Origin of the sequence: Chitinophaga sp. LS1 (assembly GCF_034274695.1) — a bacterium.
Lineage (GTDB): Bacteria > Bacteroidota > Bacteroidia > Chitinophagales > Chitinophagaceae > Chitinophaga.
In genome coordinates this window covers 6138441-6161129 of record NZ_CP128362.1, presented here as the reverse complement: position 1 = coordinate 6161129, position 22689 = coordinate 6138441, and the positions used below count along the sequence as shown (strand labels likewise).

General features: G+C 45.3%; 10 protein-coding genes. 2 read left to right on the top strand and 8 right to left on the bottom strand.

Annotated elements, in window-relative coordinates:
* The first annotated feature begins 135 nt into the window (after positions 1–135).
* Together QQL36_RS25305 and QQL36_RS25300 are read left to right on the top strand one after the other, a co-directional pair.
* Positions 136–1149 (top strand): polysaccharide deacetylase family protein, encoded by a 1014-nt coding sequence (locus QQL36_RS25305; protein ID WP_321567183.1) that lies wholly within the window; start codon positions 136–138, stop codon positions 1147–1149.
* A gap of 508 nt (positions 1150–1657) precedes the next feature.
* Positions 1658–6643 carry a PKD domain-containing protein gene (locus QQL36_RS25300; protein WP_321567182.1) on the top strand — a complete coding sequence of 1662 codons (4986 nt, stop codon included), beginning with the start codon at positions 1658–1660 and terminating at the stop codon, positions 6641–6643.
* Positions 6644–6681: 38 nt separating this feature from the next.
* Here QQL36_RS25300 and QQL36_RS25295 read toward each other — a convergent pair whose 3' ends face one another.
* The 8 genes from QQL36_RS25295 to QQL36_RS25260 form a co-directional block, all read right to left on the bottom strand.
* Complete coding sequence (locus QQL36_RS25295; RefSeq protein WP_179091199.1) at positions 6682–7389, bottom strand: prolyl oligopeptidase family serine peptidase; 708 nt, start codon at positions 7387–7389, stop codon at positions 6682–6684.
* Between the two features lie 114 nt (positions 7390–7503).
* Positions 7504–8214, bottom strand: coding sequence for a TolC family protein (locus QQL36_RS25290; RefSeq protein WP_083725375.1), 711 nt, complete (start codon positions 8212–8214; stop codon positions 7504–7506).
* Entirely contained in the window at positions 8211–9704 is a 1494-nt protein-coding gene (locus tag QQL36_RS25285; RefSeq protein ID WP_321567181.1) for an O-antigen ligase family protein, read from the bottom strand. The genes QQL36_RS25290 and QQL36_RS25285 overlap by 4 nt, the downstream gene beginning before the upstream one ends.
* A 104-nt stretch (positions 9705–9808) precedes the next feature.
* Positions 9809–11002 carry a glycosyltransferase gene (locus QQL36_RS25280; RefSeq protein ID WP_321567180.1) on the bottom strand — a complete coding sequence of 398 codons (1194 nt, stop codon included), beginning with the start codon at positions 11000–11002 and terminating at the stop codon, positions 9809–9811.
* The gene (locus tag QQL36_RS25275) at positions 10999–12348 is read right to left on the bottom strand and encodes a flippase (RefSeq protein ID WP_083725379.1); all 1350 of its coding nucleotides are present in this window, start codon (positions 12346–12348) and stop codon (positions 10999–11001) included. Before QQL36_RS25275 ends, QQL36_RS25280 begins: the two co-directional genes overlap by 4 nt.
* Positions 12349–12351: 3 nt before the next feature.
* Positions 12352–13425, bottom strand: a complete 1074-nt coding sequence (locus QQL36_RS25270) for an acyltransferase (RefSeq protein WP_321567179.1) — start codon at positions 13423–13425, stop codon at positions 12352–12354.
* A complete protein-coding gene (locus tag QQL36_RS25265) occupies positions 13425–15611 on the bottom strand; it encodes a GumC family protein (RefSeq protein WP_321567178.1) in 2187 nt (728 codons plus the stop codon). The genes QQL36_RS25270 and QQL36_RS25265 overlap by 1 nt, the downstream gene beginning before the upstream one ends.
* 120 nt (positions 15612–15731) lie before the next feature.
* Positions 15732–22472, bottom strand: a complete 6741-nt coding sequence (locus QQL36_RS25260; protein WP_321567177.1) for a fibronectin type III domain-containing protein — start codon at positions 22470–22472, stop codon at positions 15732–15734.
* Positions 22473–22689: the final 217 nt, after the last annotated feature.

Below are 22689 nucleotides of genomic sequence, written 5' to 3'. Positions count from 1 at the left end.
AGGTACCCAAATAAAAAGGAGCCATCCCGAAGTTTTGAGTTCTTATGTTTGAAAATAGAAACATGGCTTCGGGACGCCCCCGGTTCTATCGCAAGTAAAAATTATTCATACCTTTAAGAACATTTAACACAATATATGAGCCTGGTAAAAAATGTATTTTACAGTGCTGCGCAACTGTTACCCCTTGCCGTATTGAAACAACGACGTCCGGATAGTTTATTGCTTCCCTATCATCACCTGGTGAGCGACGCACCTGTTCCACATATCAAGCACCTCTATCCCTGGAAAGGTACCAAAGCATTTGAAAAAGATCTCGATTACCTGCTCAGACGATTTACCCCGGTTACTTTACAGGATATCATTCATGCTTTAAAAACAGGACAGGCATTGCCTTCCGGTTCTTTCCTGCTCACATTCGACGATGGGCTACGTGAAGTAAAAGATATCATCGCTCCTATGTTGCTTCGCAAAGGCGCACCAGCAGCATTTTTCCTGAATAGTGCATTTCTTAACAATAAAAGTCTGTTTTATAAATTCAAGCTTAGCCTGATTATCGAAAGTTTACAAACAACACATCATTCAAAGGCAACGCTTGATCAATTGTATGCTTATCTGCAAACAGATGAAGCATCACTCATTCCAGCTATTAAAAAGATCACTTACAACACAAAGGGACAGGCAGATGAAATAGGAAAGATATTAGAGATTTCCTTTGCACAATATCTGGAGAAAGAAATGCCGTTCCTTACGCTGGATGAAGTGGGCACACTGGTACAACAGGGTTTTGCAATTGGTGGGCATAGTATTGATCATCCTTATTATAACCAGCTTACACTGGATGAACAACTCTTTCAGACACGACAATCTGTAGACTTCCTTGTACAGCATTTTAACCTACCTTATAGAGCATTTGCATTTCCACATACAGATGCGGGAGTGAGTAAGATATTTTTCAATACATTATTAGAAGGTCCTGATCCGATAGATGTGATCTTTGGTACAGGCAATCAAAAGAAAGATTTCAATCCGAAGATCTTACATCGTTTTAATTGTGAAAGGCCAACCGTAAGTATCAATGCTGCTGTAAAAGGGATCTTACTATTGAACAAAATTCAGCAGATGACAAATAAGGACCAGATCAGCCGGTAATAGTAAGTATAATACAGGTAAGAGCAATACAATAAATAAGGAAAGAAGTACACCATATAAATAATGATGTATAATACATAGCTAAATTTTATCTCTATATAAATTCGTAATGTGACACTAATTAAAGAAAAAGAAAACAAATTATACAACAATGGTGTTTTCTATAAAAGGGGAATTTATAACTTCAAATAAAGAATTACTACACACATATCCTAAGTCGAAACAGTTAAAATGATCCCTGTGTCTCAGCTAAAATGGATAACATTTTTAGCATGGAATTAAATCAAAAAAAATAGAGGGGAAGATTAAAGTACATCTTGTTTTTCTTCAAAGTGTTACGTATATTTAATAAATATAAATTATTTAATACTTTATATTTGTTTTTTTTGTTGAAAAACAAATTTGTATCCTATTTTTGCCCGGGACGATTGAGACACATAAAATCGAAACAATGTATTATTAAGAAAAACGTCGGCTATTGTAAAACGCTACTAAATTTTAACCAAACGTGAAGAACCTACCTATTGTCAGGCTACTGATATGTGCCTGTCTGTTATTAACTGCATCTGTGTATCCCTATGTATCCAAAGCCCAGGGAGACCAGACTGCCATTACTGTAAAACTAGGCACCAGCCAAACTACAGGTGCCTGGCTGCATTTACCGGATGATTACAACAGTACATCGACCAGTTATCCTCTTATAATTTTCCTGCATGGCGTAGGAGAGGGGGGAACTGATGTCAACGCTGTATTAGCGCATGGTGTACCAAAGATGATTGCAAACGGTGCAAAGATGCAGTATACAGTCAATGGAAAGTTGTTTAAATTTATCGTGGTATCTCCGCAAATCACCAATGGATGGGCAAGTGAGACCATGGTGCAAAGTGTACTGAATGATATTAAATCAAAGTACAGAGTAGATGCATCCCGTATTTACCTGACCGGGTTAAGTGCCGGTGGTTATGGTGTATTAAATTACATCGCGTCCGGAACAACCTATTCAGATAACCTGGCTGCTATCGTACCTGTGTCTTCAGCAGCAATTGATGCAAATAAATTTGCAGGACTATGTAATGTCGCCAGCAGCAAACTTGCTGTATGGATGCTATGTGGCACCAGCGACAGCTTTATTGGCAACCAACGTGATTACATCGCTGATATGAAGGCGTGTAGTCCATCTATCACTCCTATTGCTACCGAATACAGCGGTGGTACACACAGCGATAATGTTTGGGACAAAGCATATGATCCCAACCACACTTACCAGAATCCTAACATTTACGAATGGATGTTGCAGTACAGCCGCAACACCGCATCTTCTACCATATCCCCTCCTGTAGCCGCCGTAGCATCTTCCAGCCTGACCATAACCTTACCAACCAATAGTACTACTTTAGATGGTTCCACTTCTACCGGTACCATCACTACATATGCATGGACGCAAACCTCAGGTCCATCTACAGCGACACTGAGCAGCACCAGCACTGCAAAGATTACTGCCAGCAACCTCGTTGCCGGCACTTATGTGTTTAAACTAACTGTATCAAATTCTGCAGGAAGTAGTTCACAAACTGTAACAGTAGTGGTGAATCCAGCCACTCCCGTAGCAGCTGTAGCAGCATTCAGCATTACGCTGACACTGCCTACGAATTCTACTACTTTAGACGGTTCTTCTTCTACCGGTACCATCACCAGTTATACATGGGCACAAACTTCGGGTCCTTCTACTGCTACACTGAGCAGTACCAGCACTGCAAAGATCACTGCCAGCAACCTGATAGCTGGCACCTATGTGTTTACACTGACCGTAAAGAACACTACAGGTAGTAGCAGCAAAACAGTGACGGTAGTAGTGAATGCCGCTACCACTGCCGCTCCGGTGGCAGCAGTGGCTTCTGCTTCCCTGAGCATTACATTACCTACCAACAGCACTGCTTTAGACGGTTCTTCTTCTACCGGTACCATCACCAGTTATACATGGGCACAAACTTCAGGTCCTTCTACTGCTACACTGAGCAGCACCAGCACTGCGAAGATCACTGCCAGCAACCTGATAGCTGGCACCTATGTGTTTACACTGACCGTGAAGAACACTACAGGTAGCAGCAGCAAAACAGTCACCGTAACCGTAAATGCCGCTACCGGTGGCAAGACCGCCTGCGCCAGTTGCAAGTTCCTCATTACACCAGGTACGGATGGCGGTGCATATATTAATGGTAACAACCTGGGTGTTCAACCAGGTGATACTGTATGTATCCAGTCAGGTAGTTACGACTACATCCAGTTCTTCAACATCACCGGTACCACTGCCAAACCAATTGTATTCATCAACTGCGGTGGCCAGGTAAAAATAGGGAATGGTGGTAGCTATGGTTTTGTATTCAACAATGCCAAGTATTTCAAAGTAACGGGTACAGGTAGTTCTGACACCTACGGTTTTAGTGTAGACGGTGTGAGCAAGAAACTGAACGTAGGTCTTGGTATCAGCAAGGGATGTACCGATTATGAAGCGGATCACTTTGAAATCACCGGCTCTGAAGTAGGGGTGATGGCAAAAGTAAACCCAGATTGCGATGTCAACAACCAGTATCCAACTTTCTCTATCAGAAATGTAAAACTGCATGATTTTTATATACACGATGTAACCGGTGAAGGTATGTACATTGGTAACACTGCGCCCAATGGAGAAACGTCCACCTGCAACGGTGTATCTACCACCTTATTACCTCCACGCATTTATAACCTGAAAATTTACAACGTCATCACCGCCAATACCGGTTGGGATGGTATCCAGGTAGCTTCCGCACCTGAGAATGTAGAGATCTATAATAATAAGGTATCTAACTACGGTGTTGAAAATAAAGGTAGCCAGCAGGCGGGTATCATCCTTGGTGGTGAGTCCAACGGTAAGGTGTACAACAACACGGTGATCAAAGGTACCGGTAACGGTATTGAAATATTCGGTACGGGTCTGAGCTACGTTTACAACAACATTCTCAGCGATTGTGGTATAGATGGTACCAGCACAGGTCAGGATGCGATCTTCATCGACGACCGCCCTACCAAACAGAACTACACACCACTGCAGGTGTATGTGATGAACAACACCATCGTCAACTCAGGCAGAGATGCGATCCGTATGCAGAATACAAATGGTACCGATGGTACCGGCAACCTGTTTGTCAACAACCTTGCGGTAAAACCTGGTTCTCTGGCTTCGAGAGGAGCACTCGCATACCTGACTATTCAATCCGGTATATCATACACATCTGCAAATGGACTGAACTATCCGGATGCTGCGACTGTGAAGTTTGTAGATGCGGCTAATAAGAATTTCCACCTGGCAGCGGGTTCTCCTGCCATCGATCAGGGGAAGGATCTAAGCGCTTATTTCAAAATTGATATAGATGGCAACGCCCGCCCACAAGGCAGCGCATACGATGTAGGTGCCGATGAATATGCATCCGGTACTGCAGCAAACGTAGCGCCTACTGCCAGTGCAGGTGCTGACCAGGCCATTACTTTGCCCGTTACAACTGTTACACTTAATGGTACCGGATCTACTGATAGTGATGGTACCATTAAAACTTACAAATGGGTTCAGACTTCCGGTCCGGTAACTGCCACTTTCAGCAGTGCGGCCATTGCCTCGCCTGTATTGACAAAACTCACTGCTGCAGGTACCTATGTATTTACACTGACTGTGACGGATGATGATGGCGCTACCGCTTCGGATGCTGTCACCATTACAGTGAATGCTGCGAATGTAGCACCTACTGCCAACGCCGGTACAGATCAGACCATCACCCTGCCTACGACCACTGTTACCCTGAATGGTACAGGTTCCAAAGACACTGATGGTTCTATCAAAACTTACAAATGGGTACAGCCCTCAGGACCTGTCACTGCTACAATCAGCAATACAGCTATTGCGTCGCCGGTGATCACTAACCTGAAAACTGCGGGTACTTATGTATTCACCCTGACTGTTACTGATGATGATGGTGCGACAGCTACTGACAATGTAACCATTACGGTAAAGGCTGCGAATGTTGCACCCACTGCCAATGCAGGTGCTGATCAGACCATTCAATTGCCTATTGCAACTGTAACGCTGAATGGTACTGGCTCTAAAGATAGCGATGGTACGATCAGTACTTATAAATGGGTACAGACATCTGGTCCGGCTACGGCCACTATCAGCAGTGCAACCATTGCTTCTCCTGTGATTACTAACCTGTCTACTGCAGGCACCTATGTATTCACACTAACGGTGACAGATAATGGCGGCGCGACTGCTACTGACCAGGTAACCATTACTGTAACTGCCGCTGCCGTGAATAAAGCGCCTACAGCCAATGCCGGTGCTGACCAGACCATTACTCTGCCTACTGCTACTGTAACATTGAATGGTACAGGTTCTACTGACAGCGATGGTACAATCAATGCATACAAATGGGTACAGGCTTCCGGCCCTGTGACGGCGACACTGAGCAGCGCTACTATTGCTTCTCCGGTGGTAACAAAACTGACTACAGCAGGTAGCTATGTGTTCACATTGACGGTTACTGATGATGATGGCGCCACTGCTACTGACAATGTAACCATTACGGTAAAGGCTGCGACTGTTTCTACACCTGCTGCTAATAAAGCACCTGTAGCGAATGCGGGTAGCGATATCACCATCACCATGCCTAGGAACAACACCACCGTAGATGGTTCGGGTTCTACTGACAGTGATGGCACAATCGTATCTTACAAATGGACACAGGTATCAGGACCGGCTACGGCATCTGTACCGTCTTCTACTGCTGCGAAGACAGATATCAATCAGCTCTCTTATGTGGGTACTTATGTATTCAGACTCACAGTGACTGATGATGATGGGGCAACTGCTACCGATGATATCAATGTAATTGTGAAAGCTGCCAGCAACAATAGCCTTGTGGCCAATGCGGGCGCAGATCAGACCATCACCCTGCCAACGGTGAATACCGTGACACTGACGGGTGCCGGATCTACTACTACAAATTATATCTCTTCTTATAAATGGGAATTGGTGAGTGGAACTGCTGGTTCGGCGACCATTCTGAATCCTGCTTCTGAAACACCGGTAATTACATTCTCACAGGCAGGCACTTATGTTTTTCGTCTTACCGTGACAGACACATATGGCGCTACCTCCACCGACGAAGTATCGGTGTATGTGAATGGCAAGACTGCGGCTGTGGATGACAGCGAAGTCACAATACAGGTATATCCTAATCCTGCCAGTACCTCTCTCAACCTGAAGCTGGTGGTGAAAGAGGCGGCCAATCTTATTGTAAGAATATTTAACAGCAACGGGTATATTAAGGGTACTTATTATATGGGTACCACGAATACCGTGATGAAAACCTTTGATGTAAGTGGTTTAGCAAACGGGCTGTATATTCTTGAAATAACGGATGGTAATTCGATGAAACTAACCAGTAAGTTTATAAAAGTTAATTGAATGAGAAAAGGCCTGCGGTGTACCGCAGGCCTTTTTTATCACTTTTTGTATTGCAACATCCACTCATAAATACTCATACCATACTGTTTATTCTTAGGATCATACAGTGCTTTCCATGTATGATGTGCAAATCCATCCAATATTGTTAGCTTAGCCAGATTTGGCTTATGAGAGTTCGTACTATCCTTATACCGTTCACACTCCTCCAGAAAATGCGGTTCATCTGTCCCTGCCATGTACCAGGTGGCGATATTCGCATCTGCAACCAGCTTAAAACGTTTCATATTCGCTACATCAATCGTCGCTACCGACATGGGTACTGCTGCTGCAATACGATTAGACAGCTTCGCATTATCCGTCATTGCCATCACCGTCGCCCAGCCACCTGCACTGTAACCAGTGAGGTATATCCTGGAACGATCTACTCTGTAATGTTTCTCTATATCGTCCAGCAGGCGTTTGATTTCTGCTGGTTTCAGTCCCCAACTAGGCGCTTGTGGCGCAACAACAATGAATTTATACAGTTTACCATCAACGGGATTTACAGCTTCTATTTTCTCCCCATTATTGATCCAGTAAGGAATGCCTTCAAGATATAACTTAGACAGGTCATGTCCTGATTTGCTTTTTCCATGCAGAAAAACGATCAGCGGGTATTCTTTTTTGGACTTATTATAATCGTCCGGGAGCTGCAGCAATGCCCCTATTTTATTCCAGGGATTTACCGGAATAAGTATACTGTCCATTCGGTGCTGCGCATATGTGTTCACTGTTTGTATGCACATTACGAACAAAAGTGCAACAATTGTAGTGGTACTTTTTACCATGACAAAAAATTATTTTAAATGAATGAGCCCGGGTTACTGGGCAATAACAGTCTCCAGCTTCACACCGATCAGCTCTTCGATTTCCAGCTTTACATTAGCCAGGTCTCTTTCCAGATTCAGCTTCTTGGTTCTGTCATTGTTATACTGCTGTGATGCGGAGGTATATGATTCGTAAGAAATGCTACCTGCAGCCAGTTTGCTTTCTGCCTGTGTGAATGCTGCAAAATCATCTTCAGTGATTTCGTTCTGCATTGCCAGCAATTGTTTGTTCATCAGGTAGTCGTGGTATTTGGACAATACCATTGCTTTGATCTGTCTTTTGGCTGATTCTTCCTGCGCAGAAGCAATGTTTACATTCGACCTGGCTACTTTTACATCAGCGCCTTTACCAACCAGTGAACCCAATGGTACATTCACACCCACGTTCCAGAGCGGATAGTACACCTGTGCACGATAGTCGCCGGAGTTTTTGAAGCGCCCCAGTGTTACATCATTGAAGTTTGCACTGAGGGTTACATAATTCAGCCAGTTACCCTTTGCTTTGTTGAGCTCATATTCTGCTCTTTGTTTTTCGTATACTCTAACTTTTAGATCTGGATTCTCGTACGCGAGTTGTACCAGTTTTTCCTGGATGTCTTCTGCTGATACATCTTTGGAAGGGGTAGAAGGCAATGTCTTGTTTTGTGCGCTCACTGTGAGAGCTGTAGAGAGGAAAATTAAAAGGACGCTGATGTGCTGTTTCATGTTGTTATAGTTTTTGCTTGGTCTGAATTTTTATGAGAAGGTGTTTCGAAATCTTTCATTTTTACGATGATGGCCATGGCGCTATAAAAGAAGAATGCGCCGGGTATCTGCCCGATGGCCACCTGTGCATAGTGCGCGATGATGTAGGCATATAACCCTGTCACAATGGCTACATAGAGCGCCCTGACCTCCCGGGTCCTGGCCTGGTAATATCCTTTTACGCCTACGAGGAGGGTGACAAAGAATAGCGTCATTGTGATTATTAGCCCGATCCAGCCCGTTTCGAGTGCTGTTCGGAGGTAACCGCTGTCCGGTGGAAAACCTGCCAGCGGATGGCCTGGATTGTACTGTATACCTAATACCCCGGAAGTGGCTACCCCCCCCCCGATAGGATGCCGCAGTATATAAGGTTGTATGTGATGCCTGTTTTCATCCCTCACATTCATCGATTCATCATCTTTGAGGTGAAAGGACGTACGTATACGGTTCACTGTATTATTGCCGGAAAATGGGCCGAACATGAGCACCACGATAAACATAAAGAACCCTGCCATGAACAGCAATGTTCTACGGTTTGTGATGGTCATCAGAAAATAGATAGCCAGACCACCGGGTATCATAAAGTAAGCCGTACGCGTACCGGAAAAGGCCATGCCCAGGCACATAATGATAATGCCCACTATGAGCCAGTTACGTTGCTTTGGCTTTTGTGTGGTCATGGCCAGTACAATGGCAAATACCACGCTGCACGCCATCAATATACCATAAGCAGTAGGGTCGGAGAGGAAAGAGAACTTCCTGATCTCACCACCCTGGAAGTACAGTCTGTAACGCACCGGATCACTTACTACCCAGTGCTCTTCAAAGCCCAGTAACCCAAACCATTCCTGAAAACAGCCATAGGCACCACTCAGTACGGACAGGAATAACCAGAGTTTGAGATAATCTTTTACATCTTTGACACTGTTGAAAGTGAACAGGCCGATAAAATAGATCATCACGAAGTTGACAAACTTGCGCACGGTAAATATCCACCCCGATACTGAATACATAGAGGGGTTGAACAATTCGATGAGCAGAAATCCCAGGTACATGATGTACATGTAAGAAACAGGATTCTTCATATACTGCCAGATGCGCTGCTTATGAATCGTCTTTTTATAATAAGCGCCGATGAAGGTCACCGCTGTCAGTACATCGACAGCCACACCCATGGGGAGGGTATCGTCAGACATGCGCTTAATGTAAAACATAAAGAAACCCACTACCGTAGTAATCAGAAACCCCAGATGGGTATTGAACAGACAGATCAGTGTGACCATGACTCCTATTAAGCCTGCTGCGATGATCATACCTATACGGTAATCTACGTAGCCCACCAGCAGGCTGATGCCGATGGCTACTACTAACACAGCGGCAAAGGCCAGGGGCTTGTGCAGTAAACCGGACCCTCGCAGAGGTGCTGCTCCTGTGATGAGTGATGGTCGCATATCTTAGAAGAATAAAACTTTTAATGCCAGAAATAACAACGTGAAGCCAATGAATAGTGTCACGGTGATCTCTAATAACCGATCGTCTGAAAACCTGTTATCTTTCATGCTTCTACGTTTTGAGTTTGTTCAAGGTATGCCCCCATTAATGCAATACACTGTTCCCAGGTATGTGAAAATGCAAAGGCTTTTCTTGCTTCCTGCAGTTCGGTGTTATCACCCTCCTGCAGGGCGGTGTCGATGTTTATGATGTAGTCATCTGCTGTCTTGCAGAGATATACATAAGGTGCAAAGATTTGCATCGCTACCGTATCTGTTGCTACCACCGGTTTGCCCAGTGCCAGGTACTCGTCTATCTTACGGGGATAGTTACCAATGGTCATCTCATTGAGCTCCTGTGGATTGATACATACATCAAAAGTGCTGAGCCATGATGGAAGTTCCCCTCCATGACGGGCACCCATGAAGTGTACGTTCTTCAACTGATGCAGTGAACTGTTACGGAATGCCTCGTCTTCAGGACCAACCAGTATCAGTGTCCATTCAGGACGTTGTTTAGCAATCTGTTCCAGCAATGAGATGTTGAGCCGGGATTTGATCAATGCACCTACATACCCGATCACAGGGCTTTTGAAATCTTTGAACGGCGGATATTCTTCTTTCGTCCAACCGAAGTCACAACCCTGTCCGATATCAAAAGATGCTTTGTTATACTTTGCACCATACGCTGCGAGGTAAGCTGAATTGGCAGCGACCATCGTAGCTTTCTGCATGAGCAATGGTTCCAGTCTTACGCCATGCTTTTTGAAATATGGCTGACTGGTCAGGTTATCCCTGATATAGTAGATCGTTTCCTTTACACCTTCCAGCAATTCAGGCAGGTACTGTGCACGGAAAAAATCATTATCGATAAACAACAACGCATCGTTAAATCCCAGTCGCTTAGCTGCCTGGTTGATTTCGCGGGCGAGTCTTTTATTGTTGACTAAGTTGATCCTGTCAAAGATCGATGGCACGGGAATCCAGTTGATAGATTCCAATACGGTGCGTGGATCCAGGGTCCAGAGCGAAGCAGAGACAGGCTTCAGATCGTTGGTGTCGCCACGGAGGCTTGCTTTTCTGGTCAGCACCATTTCGTCGTCGCTGGATCGGATGGCAGAGATCCTGTCCAGTGCCCTGTTTACGTACAATACACGGTTGTATTGTGACAGTTCCTGCGCCATGTTCTTACAGTTACTCCCGATCTTAATATCCCAGGGCTGTAAGCCTACTACGATTATATCCCTGTTCCTGATCATCTGGCTTTCCATTTTAGTAAATAACGTTGCTGTACCACGGAGATCGCTTCCGGGTAGAATTGCAGCATATATTTTCCCACATTGAGCAAGCTGGTATTGAGCTTACGGTACAGTATGGTCTGCGTGATAATGAAGCAGATACCATATGAGGTCATGGTACCATAAGCAGCGCCCATCAGTCCCATCTGCCGGGTATAGAACATGCAGATGAATATATTACAGATAGCCGTTACAGTGATTACATAAAAATTCAGTTTGGGCAGGCCAATTGAATCCATAATAGTGCCAAACTGCTTGATGAAGGGCAGAAACAGGCCATAAAATATAGTTATCTGCAAAATAGGTACCGCTTCCATATATCCCTGACCTGCGATGATGCCGATCACCAGCCTGGGTAACAATACAATAGCAAGGCTGGCGGGTACTGCGATTGCGAGAATTGTACCTACAGCTCTTTCATAATAGTACTTCACCATTTCGATGTTACCGTCTTCCATCATCTTCGCCGTCTTAGGAAATAAAATATCACCTAAGACCTGCGAAGGCACATCTACCAGATTGGATATACGCAAACATACATTGTACAAGGCAACTGATGGGGTTCCTAAAAAAGAAGATATAATAAATGTATCCGTATTACGGAACAAAGAAGAACTCACGTTCGTACCAAACACCCATCTACCAAAGGTCCAAAGCCTGGTGAACCATTCCTTATGATACTTAATCTGACGGGTCACAAAGTTCCGGGCAAAGTAGCCGGATACGATGGTGCCACATACCAAACCTGCATCGAAGTAGAGGATGAGGTGGGTAAGGGTAATATTATGATCTATCAGTAAATGCGCGACGATCAAAATAAAACTTGTACCCTGACGACTTAAATATCCCCAGAAAATGCCCCTGAAGTCAGCATTGGCATTCTGTACCCATTCAAAATGAGAGAAGGGAACTAACAACAATAAACCGGGCAGGAACAGGTACATCACCATCGCCAATGGGGGGGCCTGCAATAGCTTGCTCACGGGAATGATAAAGGCCGCGATCAGGATACCGATCAGGACTGTGATCACAATATTGAGGTACAGAGCAGCAGACTGTATATGGGGGTGTTCTTCCGTAGCGTGACCATTGATGTATTTGATCACAGCGTTTTTAATCAGACTTTGTCTTATGATCTCGATAATACCGGTATATACGAGAAAGAGGTTCCATACGCCCATGTCAGACTTGGTCAGTGAGCGGGTTAATACCAGCACACTGCCGATCCCGAACAGGAGTACGGCGATTTTCTGTAATCCGCTGTAGATACCGGATTTCAGCCAGTAGGTGTATTTTGGGTTGCTCATTTTTTAGCTTAATTTAAGTTCCATGGGCTTTTCCAGGCTATACAGCCACCATGCACCTGCGCGCATAGCTGCCTTGTATAGCAGGATGGGGATCACAACGGCAAAGCATAAACAGATCACTAACAACACTGGCAGGTAGGTGATGTGAAACACTTTTACCAGGCACATACGCACTGCAGATGCGACCAACACATGAGAAACGTAAATGTAAAGTGAATGGAATCCTGCTACCCGCAGCAGCTTTACACTGCCATAGCGCTGTAAAAGGAATGATATATTGATCATAAATGCACAACCCACGAGCGCGATGAGCGCAAATAATAAAGGTTGATGTTCTTCTACAAAAAGATTGTACTTCATCTCTAAATTCGTCATCAGGAAGTAATACTGGCCTGCGGCAAAGAAGGGCAGGAGGGCGGCAAACAATCCCCAGCTGCCATACAGGGGATACTTAGTGCTATCCAATATCTGATCCGCAACGAGTTCGCCGATGGCGAAGAAGATATAGAAGTGACAGATGTCGTAAATAAAGCCGAGATCAATATGATGTACGGAGACATAACTGCTGTACATATAAGCAGCCAAACCGATCAACAGCTGGTGCCAGATCTTCAGCCGCAATTTTTCTTTCGTGAGTATATACAACACTGTTACATTGAATAATGCATAGAGGTACCAGAACTGATCGATGCGGCGGGGGTATATAAAAATATACCCGTAATCCGCCCAACCCCTGTCTGCATTCACCAGTCCACTCAGACAGATTTGAATGGTGATCTGCAATGCGGACCATAAGAGATATGGATACAGCAGGATGTTGAATTTATTAACGATCAGGCTCTTCATCCCTCTCTTTGCCAGACTTTTACCAATGAACACACCAGACAGGATGAAGAACAGGGGCATACGGAAACTGTAGAAAATGATGTTTGCATTTTCCAGCCACTTAAACTGTGAAGCCTCCACACCTGAGCGGCTAATGCCCTCAAAGATATGACGGTACAGTACCAGTATGATGGCAATGCCCCTCGCGTAATCTATCCACGCCAGCCTGTTGCCGGGTTTCGCTGTGCTCATTATAGATCTATATTTTCGGGTTCAACAAAGTTTAATATTGCACCACTGAACTTACCATTCAGACTATGCAGGAAAGAAATAGTCTCCCTATCTGTCTGGTTCACACCTGATCTTGCAGATACGACGGTAATGATGGTATCGGCATACTGCATCAGTTCTTTACTATCTGCACGCTCATTCAACGCAGCACCTTCCAGCAGGATGTAATCATATTCCCTGGTAAGTGCACCCAGGTATTCCAGCAGGTTGCCCGGTTTCAGTATTTCAGCAGGCGTATATTCGCCACCTTCACAACCAATGATAAATACATTGGGCATGGTGGTAGGAGAGATGAGGTCTGCGATCTGTCCGGAATTAAATTCATTAGAATTAAAACTCTCCAACACGGGCTTTGCTTCAAATTCCTGTGTCAGTGAATTATGTGGAAACTGTGTATCAATAATCAATACTCTCTTATGACTCAGACTTAAGCTATATGCCAGTGCTTTCAGAATAGTAGATTTACCTTCGCCCGGTTTCCCACTGGTAAGCAGGAAGATCTTCTTACCACTGTGCTCCATTTCAAAACGCAGTTTACGCAGGAGTTCCCGGAAAGCAGCCGTATCATGTTGTTTAAGGGTTGGATCGGTAAAGATCTCTTCCAGTGGTGTTTTCTTCAGGTTGATCCTGTTTACTACACCCAGTAGTTTCAGTTCAAGAATACGCAGGAACTGGGTCGGAGTCTTGATGCTCACATCAATATATTCCAGGAAGATGATGAGGATACAGCAGAACACCGCTACGGCCATACCAGCCATTGCGACAATAATGATACGTTTGGAAGGCTCAGGTTCAACCGCAGGCTGACCATACAGGATCTGGTGGAAGTTATCCATCGGTGCGATCTTGTTGTTCACCGCTGCATCGTAACGGGATTTGATGCTTTCATATTCCTGTTGTGCCAGTTCTACTTCTTTCTGCAGCGCAAGGTTGTTTGCACCTCTTGACGCAGCAGCGCCCATAGTGCCATTCAGCTGTCTGATCTTTTGTTCGTAAAAAGCAATGTTTTGTTGGGTAGATCTTACCTGCAGGTCCAGGTCGCTTTTCTTCTGTTGCAGGTCTGCCCTGGTGGTACCCGGGCTGGTGGCACTGGGAGCTGCAGAAGCAATGGCCATCAGTTTGGAAGAATAATCGTTTCTCGCCTTTTTGTATTTGTTATACAGTTCCGGATCGCTCCCGCCTTTGCTCTGGTATTCATTAGAGGCATCATTCATTTTTTCACGCAGGGTGGCCAGCTCTGAATTAGAGCTATTGGTAGATGCTGCATTTTGTGTGCTGGTGCTTTCCATTTCAGACAGGCGCTGGGTCACCTGCTGGCTGGCCAGTTGTGCACTGTTCAGGATTGCCTTTTCATCAGCGAGTCTGCTTTCGAAGTTGGAGATCTGTTCCAGTGTGTTGGAACTTTCCACAGTGGCATCGAGGGTACCCATTGTTTTGATGTTACCAATCTTGCCATCCAGTTCCTCACGCTTCTGGTCTACCAGTTTCTTCAGCGTTTCGATGTTCTGAACAGTTTGCTGGTTACGGCTGGATTCATAGTTGCGCATGAATTCAGTTACGACCTGGTTCACGATATAAGCACTCAGCTCCGGATTGATAGAGCGATACTGAATATCGATATAGTCCGTTCTTTGTACCCGACCTACGTACAATACATTGCGCATTGTTTCGAGATCGTATTTATATATCATCATCAGTTCCTGGATGTCCCTTTCCTGGGGATCGAAAGAACTGAGCAATTTCTCTTCGTTGTATTTTTTGTTGAGGATTTCTATTGCCTTCTGTCTATTAAGTTTACGATAGACAGGGTTTTTACGATCCTCTACAGAGGGTACCCTGTAGGGTTTGTCAGGGTTTTCCAGGTCATGCAGCATGAGGCTATAACCGGTCATGCCTAATACACGGGGTGACTTGATGGCCTCGACAGCGTTGTTGAATTTTACATCAATTTCATACACGTTGAAGCTTTCATCTTTAAGTTTTACCTGGTCACTCATGGTGTACCCGGTAGCAATTTGGGAAACAGACTTGTACAGTTTTTCCTGGTTGAGGGTTAACAAAAAAGCCGCCAGCACCGCTATAAAAGTGCTGATGATGATTAACCATTTTCTCCTCAGTAGTGATTTGAATAAATAAATCAAATCCATATCGGCGTATTCTTTAAAGTGTAAAAAAATCTAATCTAAAATGACCGAAAAAATCCGGCTTACACCGGACTTTTTCGGTAACAAATAAGTAATCAATCAAAGAATGGTAATTATCAATTATTAATTCTTAATCAACTTCACTGTCTTCACTACATTTTCTCCATCTAACACTCGCAGGATGCAAGGACCAGCTGGAATCTGAGATGTACTGAGATCGACATTGATCCGCTGACTGCCGGCATCCAGTTTCCCAAGTGATCTTGCGTAAAGGATCTTACCTGAAATATCTGAGACTACGATGCTCACATTGCTGCTGGTTTTACCAGTATTTGCCATATCCAGGGTTACGCTGGAAACGAACGGATTCGGATAAACATTGGTCAGCGTCACTTTGTCTGCTGCATCGGAATTAGTCAGTTCACCTGTCAGGTAGTTGTTCTTCTTAGCCATGATCAGGGATTGATCCAGGTCACTGCTGCTCGGCGTATACTGTTGAATCACCAGGGCGCCGATGTAGCCGTAGATGGAGTTACCACCTGCTTTTACATTGATGAGCGCTTCACCGTTTGCATCAGGAACGATATCGTTGATCTGAACGGTATTGCTGGTGTTATAAGAAGCATTCAGCGATACAGTGGTGGTACCAACGGTGTAGTTGGTCGTTCTGTCTCCGTCGCCATCGCGGCTTGCGAAGAATACGAAGTTGTAGCGCTTAGCCAGGTTCAGACCGGAGATCTTCAGCTGACCATTCACATTGATATCCACCCAGTAGGTACTGCTGATGACGTTGTCAGGATAGATGCCTGAATTGTTACCAGTGTTCATACCATAAGGGTTATCACCCGTGAAGGCCTGTGTGATGGTCATGGTCAGACCGGTATTGTTGCCACTTTCATCTTTCAGGTTCGGGAACGTAGAACCCAGGGCAGGTCCGGAGTTGGTATTGTTCCATGGCGTACCTGCAGGAGTGTATACGTTACAGTTGATGTACACAGCGTTGATGAAAGTAGAAGCACTCGCTACATTGGTAAAGTCAGAACTGGCAGTATCCTTAATGGCGCGGATCTTATAGTAGTAGCGGGTATCTGTTCCCAGACCTGCATCTGTATAAGAGTTCACGTTATTACCTACTGTAGTCAGCAGGGAGAAGGTACTGTTGTCAGTAGAACGGTATACCTGGAATCCGGTCTCGTTCGTTGAGTTATCCTGCCATTTCAGATTGATACTGGTCTTGCCGGTAGCAATCGCAGTAGCGTTGGTAGGATTGAGCGGAGAACCGTTGTCGATGTAGTATTGTAATACTACTGAGTTGATATAACCGTAAGTAGCGCCGGTAGACTGTTTTACAGTGAACTGGATAGCGCCGGTGCTGTCTGCAGAGATACCGTTGATCTGAACAGTATTGGTGCTGTTATTCGCAGCGTTAAGCGTGACGGTGTTGCTGCCTACTGTAAAGTCCGTGTTCTTGTTATCGTTCCCTGTACGGCTGCCAAAGAAGATCAGGTTGTAGCGGTAAGTGGAAGACAGACCGGTGAACTTGATCCTTCTTGCTGTAGACTCACTGGTGTAGTAAGTGGTCGCAATAACGTTGTCAGGATATACGCCGCTGTTGTTGCCTGTGGAAGCACCGCTTGCGTTGGTACCGGAGAAGGCATCCAGCACAGCGATCTTGATGGCGGTAGCAGCGCCGGTTTCGTCGATGGCGTTATTGATAACAGCCGTATTGTACGGATAAGTATTGAAGTTGTTCCATGGTGCGTCTGCAGGCAACGTCTGGTTGAAGTTGAAGTACAGTGATGTCAGGTTCTTATCCCTGATATAGATCACGAATGTTCTTGTAGCACTTCCACCATTGTTGTCAGTAGCTGTGATGGTCACAGTATACTTACCTACGTTTCCGGCAGCAGGAGTAATGCTGATAGCACCTGTACCATCGCCGTTGTCAGTCAGTTTAGCGAATGATGGCAGGTTGGTTGCTTTCAGTGTAAGGATGTCGCCTGCATCGTCAATCGCGCGAAGGGTAACGTTAGCGGTTTCGTTATTCTTGATAGTTACACCTGCGATGCTGTCCAGTTTAGGTGCATTGTTGCCGGTAGTAATTGTAACGGTATCAGAGAATGCAGAATTACCATTTCCATTGATAGCCCTGATGGCGTAGAAGTAAGTCTTGTTTGCCTTAGCAGAAGTATCTGTATAGCTTACGGCATTTGCAGCAGCTGTTGGTGTGAGCAGGCTGTAAGCACCTGTTCTGGTGGCAGCGCGCCAGATCTCGTAAGCGGTTTCGTTGAAGGCAACGTCTTTCCAGGTGAGGTTCACACCAGTTGTACCGCTGGCTACAGCCAGGTTGGTTGGTTTGGCAGGTGCGTTACCATCATCATAAGATACTTTCACCACCATTGCATTCAGGTAGCCATAAACAGAGCCGGTACCATTTTGCAGATCGATGCTGATTTCATTGTTTGCATCAGGAGCGACATTGTTGATCGCAACTGTATTCTTTGTATTGGAAGAAGCCTGTAAAGAAACGGTTGTCGTACCGATGGTATAATTGGTCAGACGATTGTCAGTTACATCCGCACGTGCACCAAAGAAAGTGAAGCTATACTTGCTGGTGCTGCTCAGACCATACAGTTTCAGTGTTTGCTTGGTCGTGTTGGTCCAGTAAGCAGTTCTCATCACGTTGTCTGGATAAACACCGGAGTTGTTGCCGGTATTGGTACCATAGTAGTTAGAACCGTTACCCAGTGCGCCCCAGTTACTTACAATTTTGATACCTACTGTAGTGGCTACGCTGTTCTGATCTTTCAGATTAGGGAACAGGTCGTTTTGTACCGGTGCCTTGTTTGTACTGTTCCATGGAGAAGATGGAGGATAAGATCCATCAGAGAAATTCACATAGAGTGTACGGCTTGGATCCACATCCGTCACTGTGATAGCGAAGGTTTTGGTATCGATACCACCTTTACCATCGTTAGCATTAACAGTTACATTGTAAGTACCTGCGTCGATGTAAGTAGGAGCGAGGGCGATCGTCGCATTGTTACCACTATTAGTCAGTGTAGCGAAAGAAGGCAGGCCGCTGGCGGTCCAGGTGATGGTGTCAGTTGCGTTGCCATCAGTAGCGGTCAGGCTGATAGAAGAGGTTGTAGCTTCTGCCAGTGTCACACTACTTACAGTACTAATTACTGGTGTGTAGTTGTCATTCACGGTCAGGGTGAATGTAGTGCTGGCAGTACCGCTATGCTGGTCAGCAGCAGTCACAGTAATGTTGGCATAGGTACCCTGATTGGCAGTGGCAGGATTGAAAGTCAATGTAGCCGTACCGTTCCCTGTGTTGGCAAATGTTCCGAAGGAAGGTACATTCGCGGCCGTGAGCGTCAGGGTCTCGCCATCTGCATCAGTAGCGGTGATGTTCAGCACGAGCTGAGTGCCATACCTCACTGATCGGTTGACCAACTGTGAGATCACAGGAGGAGTGTTGAGTGTGTAAATTCCGGTGCTGTTAGTGAAGACAGAGTAACCACCTTCATTCTTTGCACGCACCTTATAGAAGTACTTCACGTTGGCAAACAGTGCAGAGTCGTTGTACACGGCTGTGGTCGTACTGTTTGCAGCAACAGTGGTGAAAAGTTTAAACGTTGTGCTGTCATTTACAGAACGGTAAATTTCAAAGCCGGTTTCAGTAGTGGAGTTATCTTTCCAGCTTAACTGAATCTTGTTTGGACTTACAGCTGTCAATGTCAGGTTAGTCGGAGCTGTTGGTACCGCTGGTGTAGCCAGGGTAGTTGCTTTCATGTTTTTGTAGATGAAAGCGCTGTCTGGAATGAGGCGCTTGCTGAGACCCGGACCTGCATAGCTGGCAGATAATGTCTGGCTACCCGTTGCTTCAAAATAAGTAACAGTGATAGGATATCTGCCAGCAGTTAGGGTCTTGGTACCGGAACGTTCGGTAGTCCCTTGCAGGTAGTTATTGTTCACCACCAGATTGCTCTCGCTAAAGCCTCCGATATATAATTTACTGCCATCGTCTGAAGCAGTATAAAACGTATAAGTGCCGGTAGTCGGAATATTAATATACCCATCGAATTTGAGTGCGAAGTAATCTTCACGGTCTCTTACATTCAGGGTAATATTATTGGTGGTACCGGATATAGATGGTGTGAGTGAGCTGAAAGCAGGCAAAGTACTGTAGGAGCCTGGATATTCACCCCAGAACAGGCCACCGCTTTCAGCAGGATTAAAGCCTGAGTCACCATATTTATTAATTGCTTTAACGCGGTAGTAATATGTAGTAGACGCTACAAGGTTACTATCGGTATAGCTCGTTGCATTAGCAGCGGTGGTGGCTACTGTGGTGTAAGGACCACCTTGTGTAGTAGCACGGTATACTTCAAAACCGGTTTCGTTGCTGCTGCTGTCTGCCCATGTCAGTTTAATCTTGTTGTAAGCAGTAGCAGTCGCCAGCAGGTTACCAGGGTATTTAGGTACTGCACCGGTAGTCACTGTTTTCTTGAAGTAGTCAGCAGTGATCTGGGTGGCAGTAGTGATACCATTTGCAGTATTCTTCCAGGAGAGGGTGAATGACTGACCACCTGCGATTTCATTGTAGGCAGCAGCAATTTTGTGCATACCAGCAGTGAGGTAGATGGTACCTTCTCTGTCCTGTGTACCATGTGAACCATCGTTGTTCACGAGTGGGGTTACAGAAGCATCGTACTTACTGTCTATCCAGAGTTTACTACCATCATCAGAGTTAATGATGAAAGTATAGTTGCCGGATACAGGGATACGGATTTCACCTTCCCATACAAAGCCGAAGTAATCCGCATCTGTCGCTACGCTGATATCAGGGATAGCAGAGTAACCAGTTGCATCAGGCGTCAATGTATTAAAGTCAGGCAGTGTACTCCAGTTACCGGTGTAGTAGCGCCATGCGAGGCCATTAGCCACAGCATAGGCGGTAACCTGGTTACTGCGTGCAGAAGAGTTGCCTGCTACGTCTCTTGCTTTTACCACAAAGTTGTACAGGGAATCGCTCTTCAGGCCATAAGCGGTGAAGGTTGTCTGATCGTTTCCTACAGTGTAAGATTTGATACCATTAATATAGATATCGTATTTATATACACCTACATCATCAGTAGAGATCGTCCATGACAGGGAAGCCTGGCTGGAAGTGCTACCGGTTATGGTGAGGTTGCCCGGTGCAGTAGGTGGTGTATTGTCCACCTGTGTCTGGGTCACAGCCTCGTTGCTGTTTGCAGCAGAGCTGCTGTCGTTTACAGCACGTATAATGTAGTAGTATTTAGTGTTGGGGTTCAGCAGGCTGTCAGTATAAGTAACCGTGTTAGCCGCAGTTAAATTTATGAGGGTATATGGGCCGCCGGAAGTAGATCCGCGGTATATCTCATAACCTGTTTCATTGTAAGTTGCATTTGGATTGTCTGTCCAGTCAAGGGTAATGGCTGTTTTTGAAATAGCCGTAGCCGTGAGACCGGAAGCAGGTGCTGGTGCATTAGTACCAGTCGCAGGCACTACATAGAATGAAGAAGACCATTCGCTGGAACAGCCATACAGCTCAGTCACTTTAGCGCGGTAAGAACCAGCTGTGCCTGCATTGTAAGTCTGGGTAGTAGCCAGTGTAGTAGTGTCCGTTGCTTTTGCCCAGCGGTAAGAAGTATAACCGTCAGGCAGGGTCAGTGTCACATAAGTATTCCCGTCCGGAGCAGGGATCACCTTACTCATCAGGCCGGAAATAGTGATAGGAGGGGTTTGTGTGGCTGCTTTTTGTTTTACAACAACAGGTGTTGAAGAATAATCAGACCATACTGTACCTCTCTTTATTCTCGCATCGTAGGTACCATAAGCGGTCACTACCAATTCGTTTGTAGTAGCGCCAGGGATAGTAACACCATCCTTGCGCCATTCGTAACCATCAAAACCAGCAGTTAATCCTAAAGTAACATTTACTGTTTCTCCAGGGCAAAATTCATTGTGCCCGGCTGTAGGCCAGGGGTTGGTTTTATTCTGCCTGTTAATCCAGGGCCAGAAATCAGTTTCGTTCCATGCGTTGTCCCAAATACCATGACCCCCATTAGGGTATACAGTTTCTTTCCAGTTACCGCCTGCGAGAGAATCGGCGGTCATAACCTGTGATGTGGTGTTAGGGTGAGGACTATTGTCCAGACCACCCTGGAAGATCCAAAGAGGAATGTACTTGAAGGTGTTGACCTGGTCTTTATATGCTATAGAGCAACCGCTGATAGGCAGGAAACCTGCTACCAGTGTAGGGTAAGCAAACATAAATTCCCAGGTGGAAGAGCCACCTGCGGAAAGACCGTCAACAAAGATGCGATTGATGTCCAGCTTGTTGCTGGCGATGAGTGTGTCGATGATCTGCTTTACAAATGTGTAGTGAGATGCACCGAAATAGCCTGTGGTGTTTTGGGGTACCAGCACAAAGCCATCGAAAGTTCCATTGTCTACAGCAGCACAGAATTTGCTACCGCCATGATACAGAGAATATTCGTTGTCATAAATGCCACCACCTTCGCCTTTACCGTGGAAGAAAATAAAGATGGGGTACTTCTTACCATCTGTTACACCTTGCTCATAGCTCTTGGGAAACTTGAGGCGAAAAGGCATCCCATTCAGGTAGTAACACTTGTAAGAGTCTTTGTTAGTAAAATTGACGTCGCTCCGATTAGTACGGACCCATTTACCAATCGTACCCCACGATGGTGCGGTAGGAGGGTTATTGGGGTCGTAATTCACAACGGCGTCGCCTGAATTGAATATCTGCGCCATGGCCATATGACCAAAGCACATGATTAAAAACAGACAAATTGCGTAAAATTTCCTCATATGGATAAGTGTTTCAGTTGTAAACCGATTAATTAACTTACCCAGCAAGTTTTGGCAAAACTGCTCACATGTTTCTTAACAACGTATTCGGCGCCAACTCAATGCTGAGCGGCTTTTAATAGGAAAACGGCTAAAAGTATTATCGTGAGGTTTTAAATGAGGACTGGTTGGAAGGATAAAATTCGAATGCTAAGGTAGCATAAAATTTAAAAGAAGC

What these genes read in the sequence shown, in the direction of transcription:
- QQL36_RS25305 (WP_321567183.1), top strand. Translation starts at nt 136, where the DNA reads ATGAGCCTGGTAAAAAATGTATTTTACAGTGCTGCGCAACTGTTACCC.
- QQL36_RS25295 (WP_179091199.1), bottom strand. Translation starts at nt 7,389, where the DNA reads ATGGACAGTATACTTATTCCGGTAAATCCCTGGAATAAAATAGGGGCA.
- QQL36_RS25290 (WP_083725375.1), bottom strand. Translation starts at nt 8,214, where the DNA reads ATGAAACAGCACATCAGCGTCCTTTTAATTTTCCTCTCTACAGCTCTC.
- QQL36_RS25285 (WP_321567181.1), bottom strand. Translation starts at nt 9,704, where the DNA reads ATGCGACCATCACTCATCACAGGAGCAGCACCTCTGCGAGGGTCCGGT.
- QQL36_RS25280 (WP_321567180.1), bottom strand. Translation starts at nt 11,002, where the DNA reads ATGATCAGGAACAGGGATATAATCGTAGTAGGCTTACAGCCCTGGGAT.
- QQL36_RS25275 (WP_083725379.1), bottom strand. Translation starts at nt 12,348, where the DNA reads ATGAGCAACCCAAAATACACCTACTGGCTGAAATCCGGTATCTACAGC.
- QQL36_RS25270 (WP_321567179.1), bottom strand. Translation starts at nt 13,425, where the DNA reads ATGAGCACAGCGAAACCCGGCAACAGGCTGGCGTGGATAGATTACGCG.
- QQL36_RS25265 (WP_321567178.1), bottom strand. Translation starts at nt 15,611, where the DNA reads ATGGATTTGATTTATTTATTCAAATCACTACTGAGGAGAAAATGGTTA.
- QQL36_RS25260 (WP_321567177.1), bottom strand. Translation starts at nt 22,472, where the DNA reads ATGAGGAAATTTTACGCAATTTGTCTGTTTTTAATCATGTGCTTTGGT.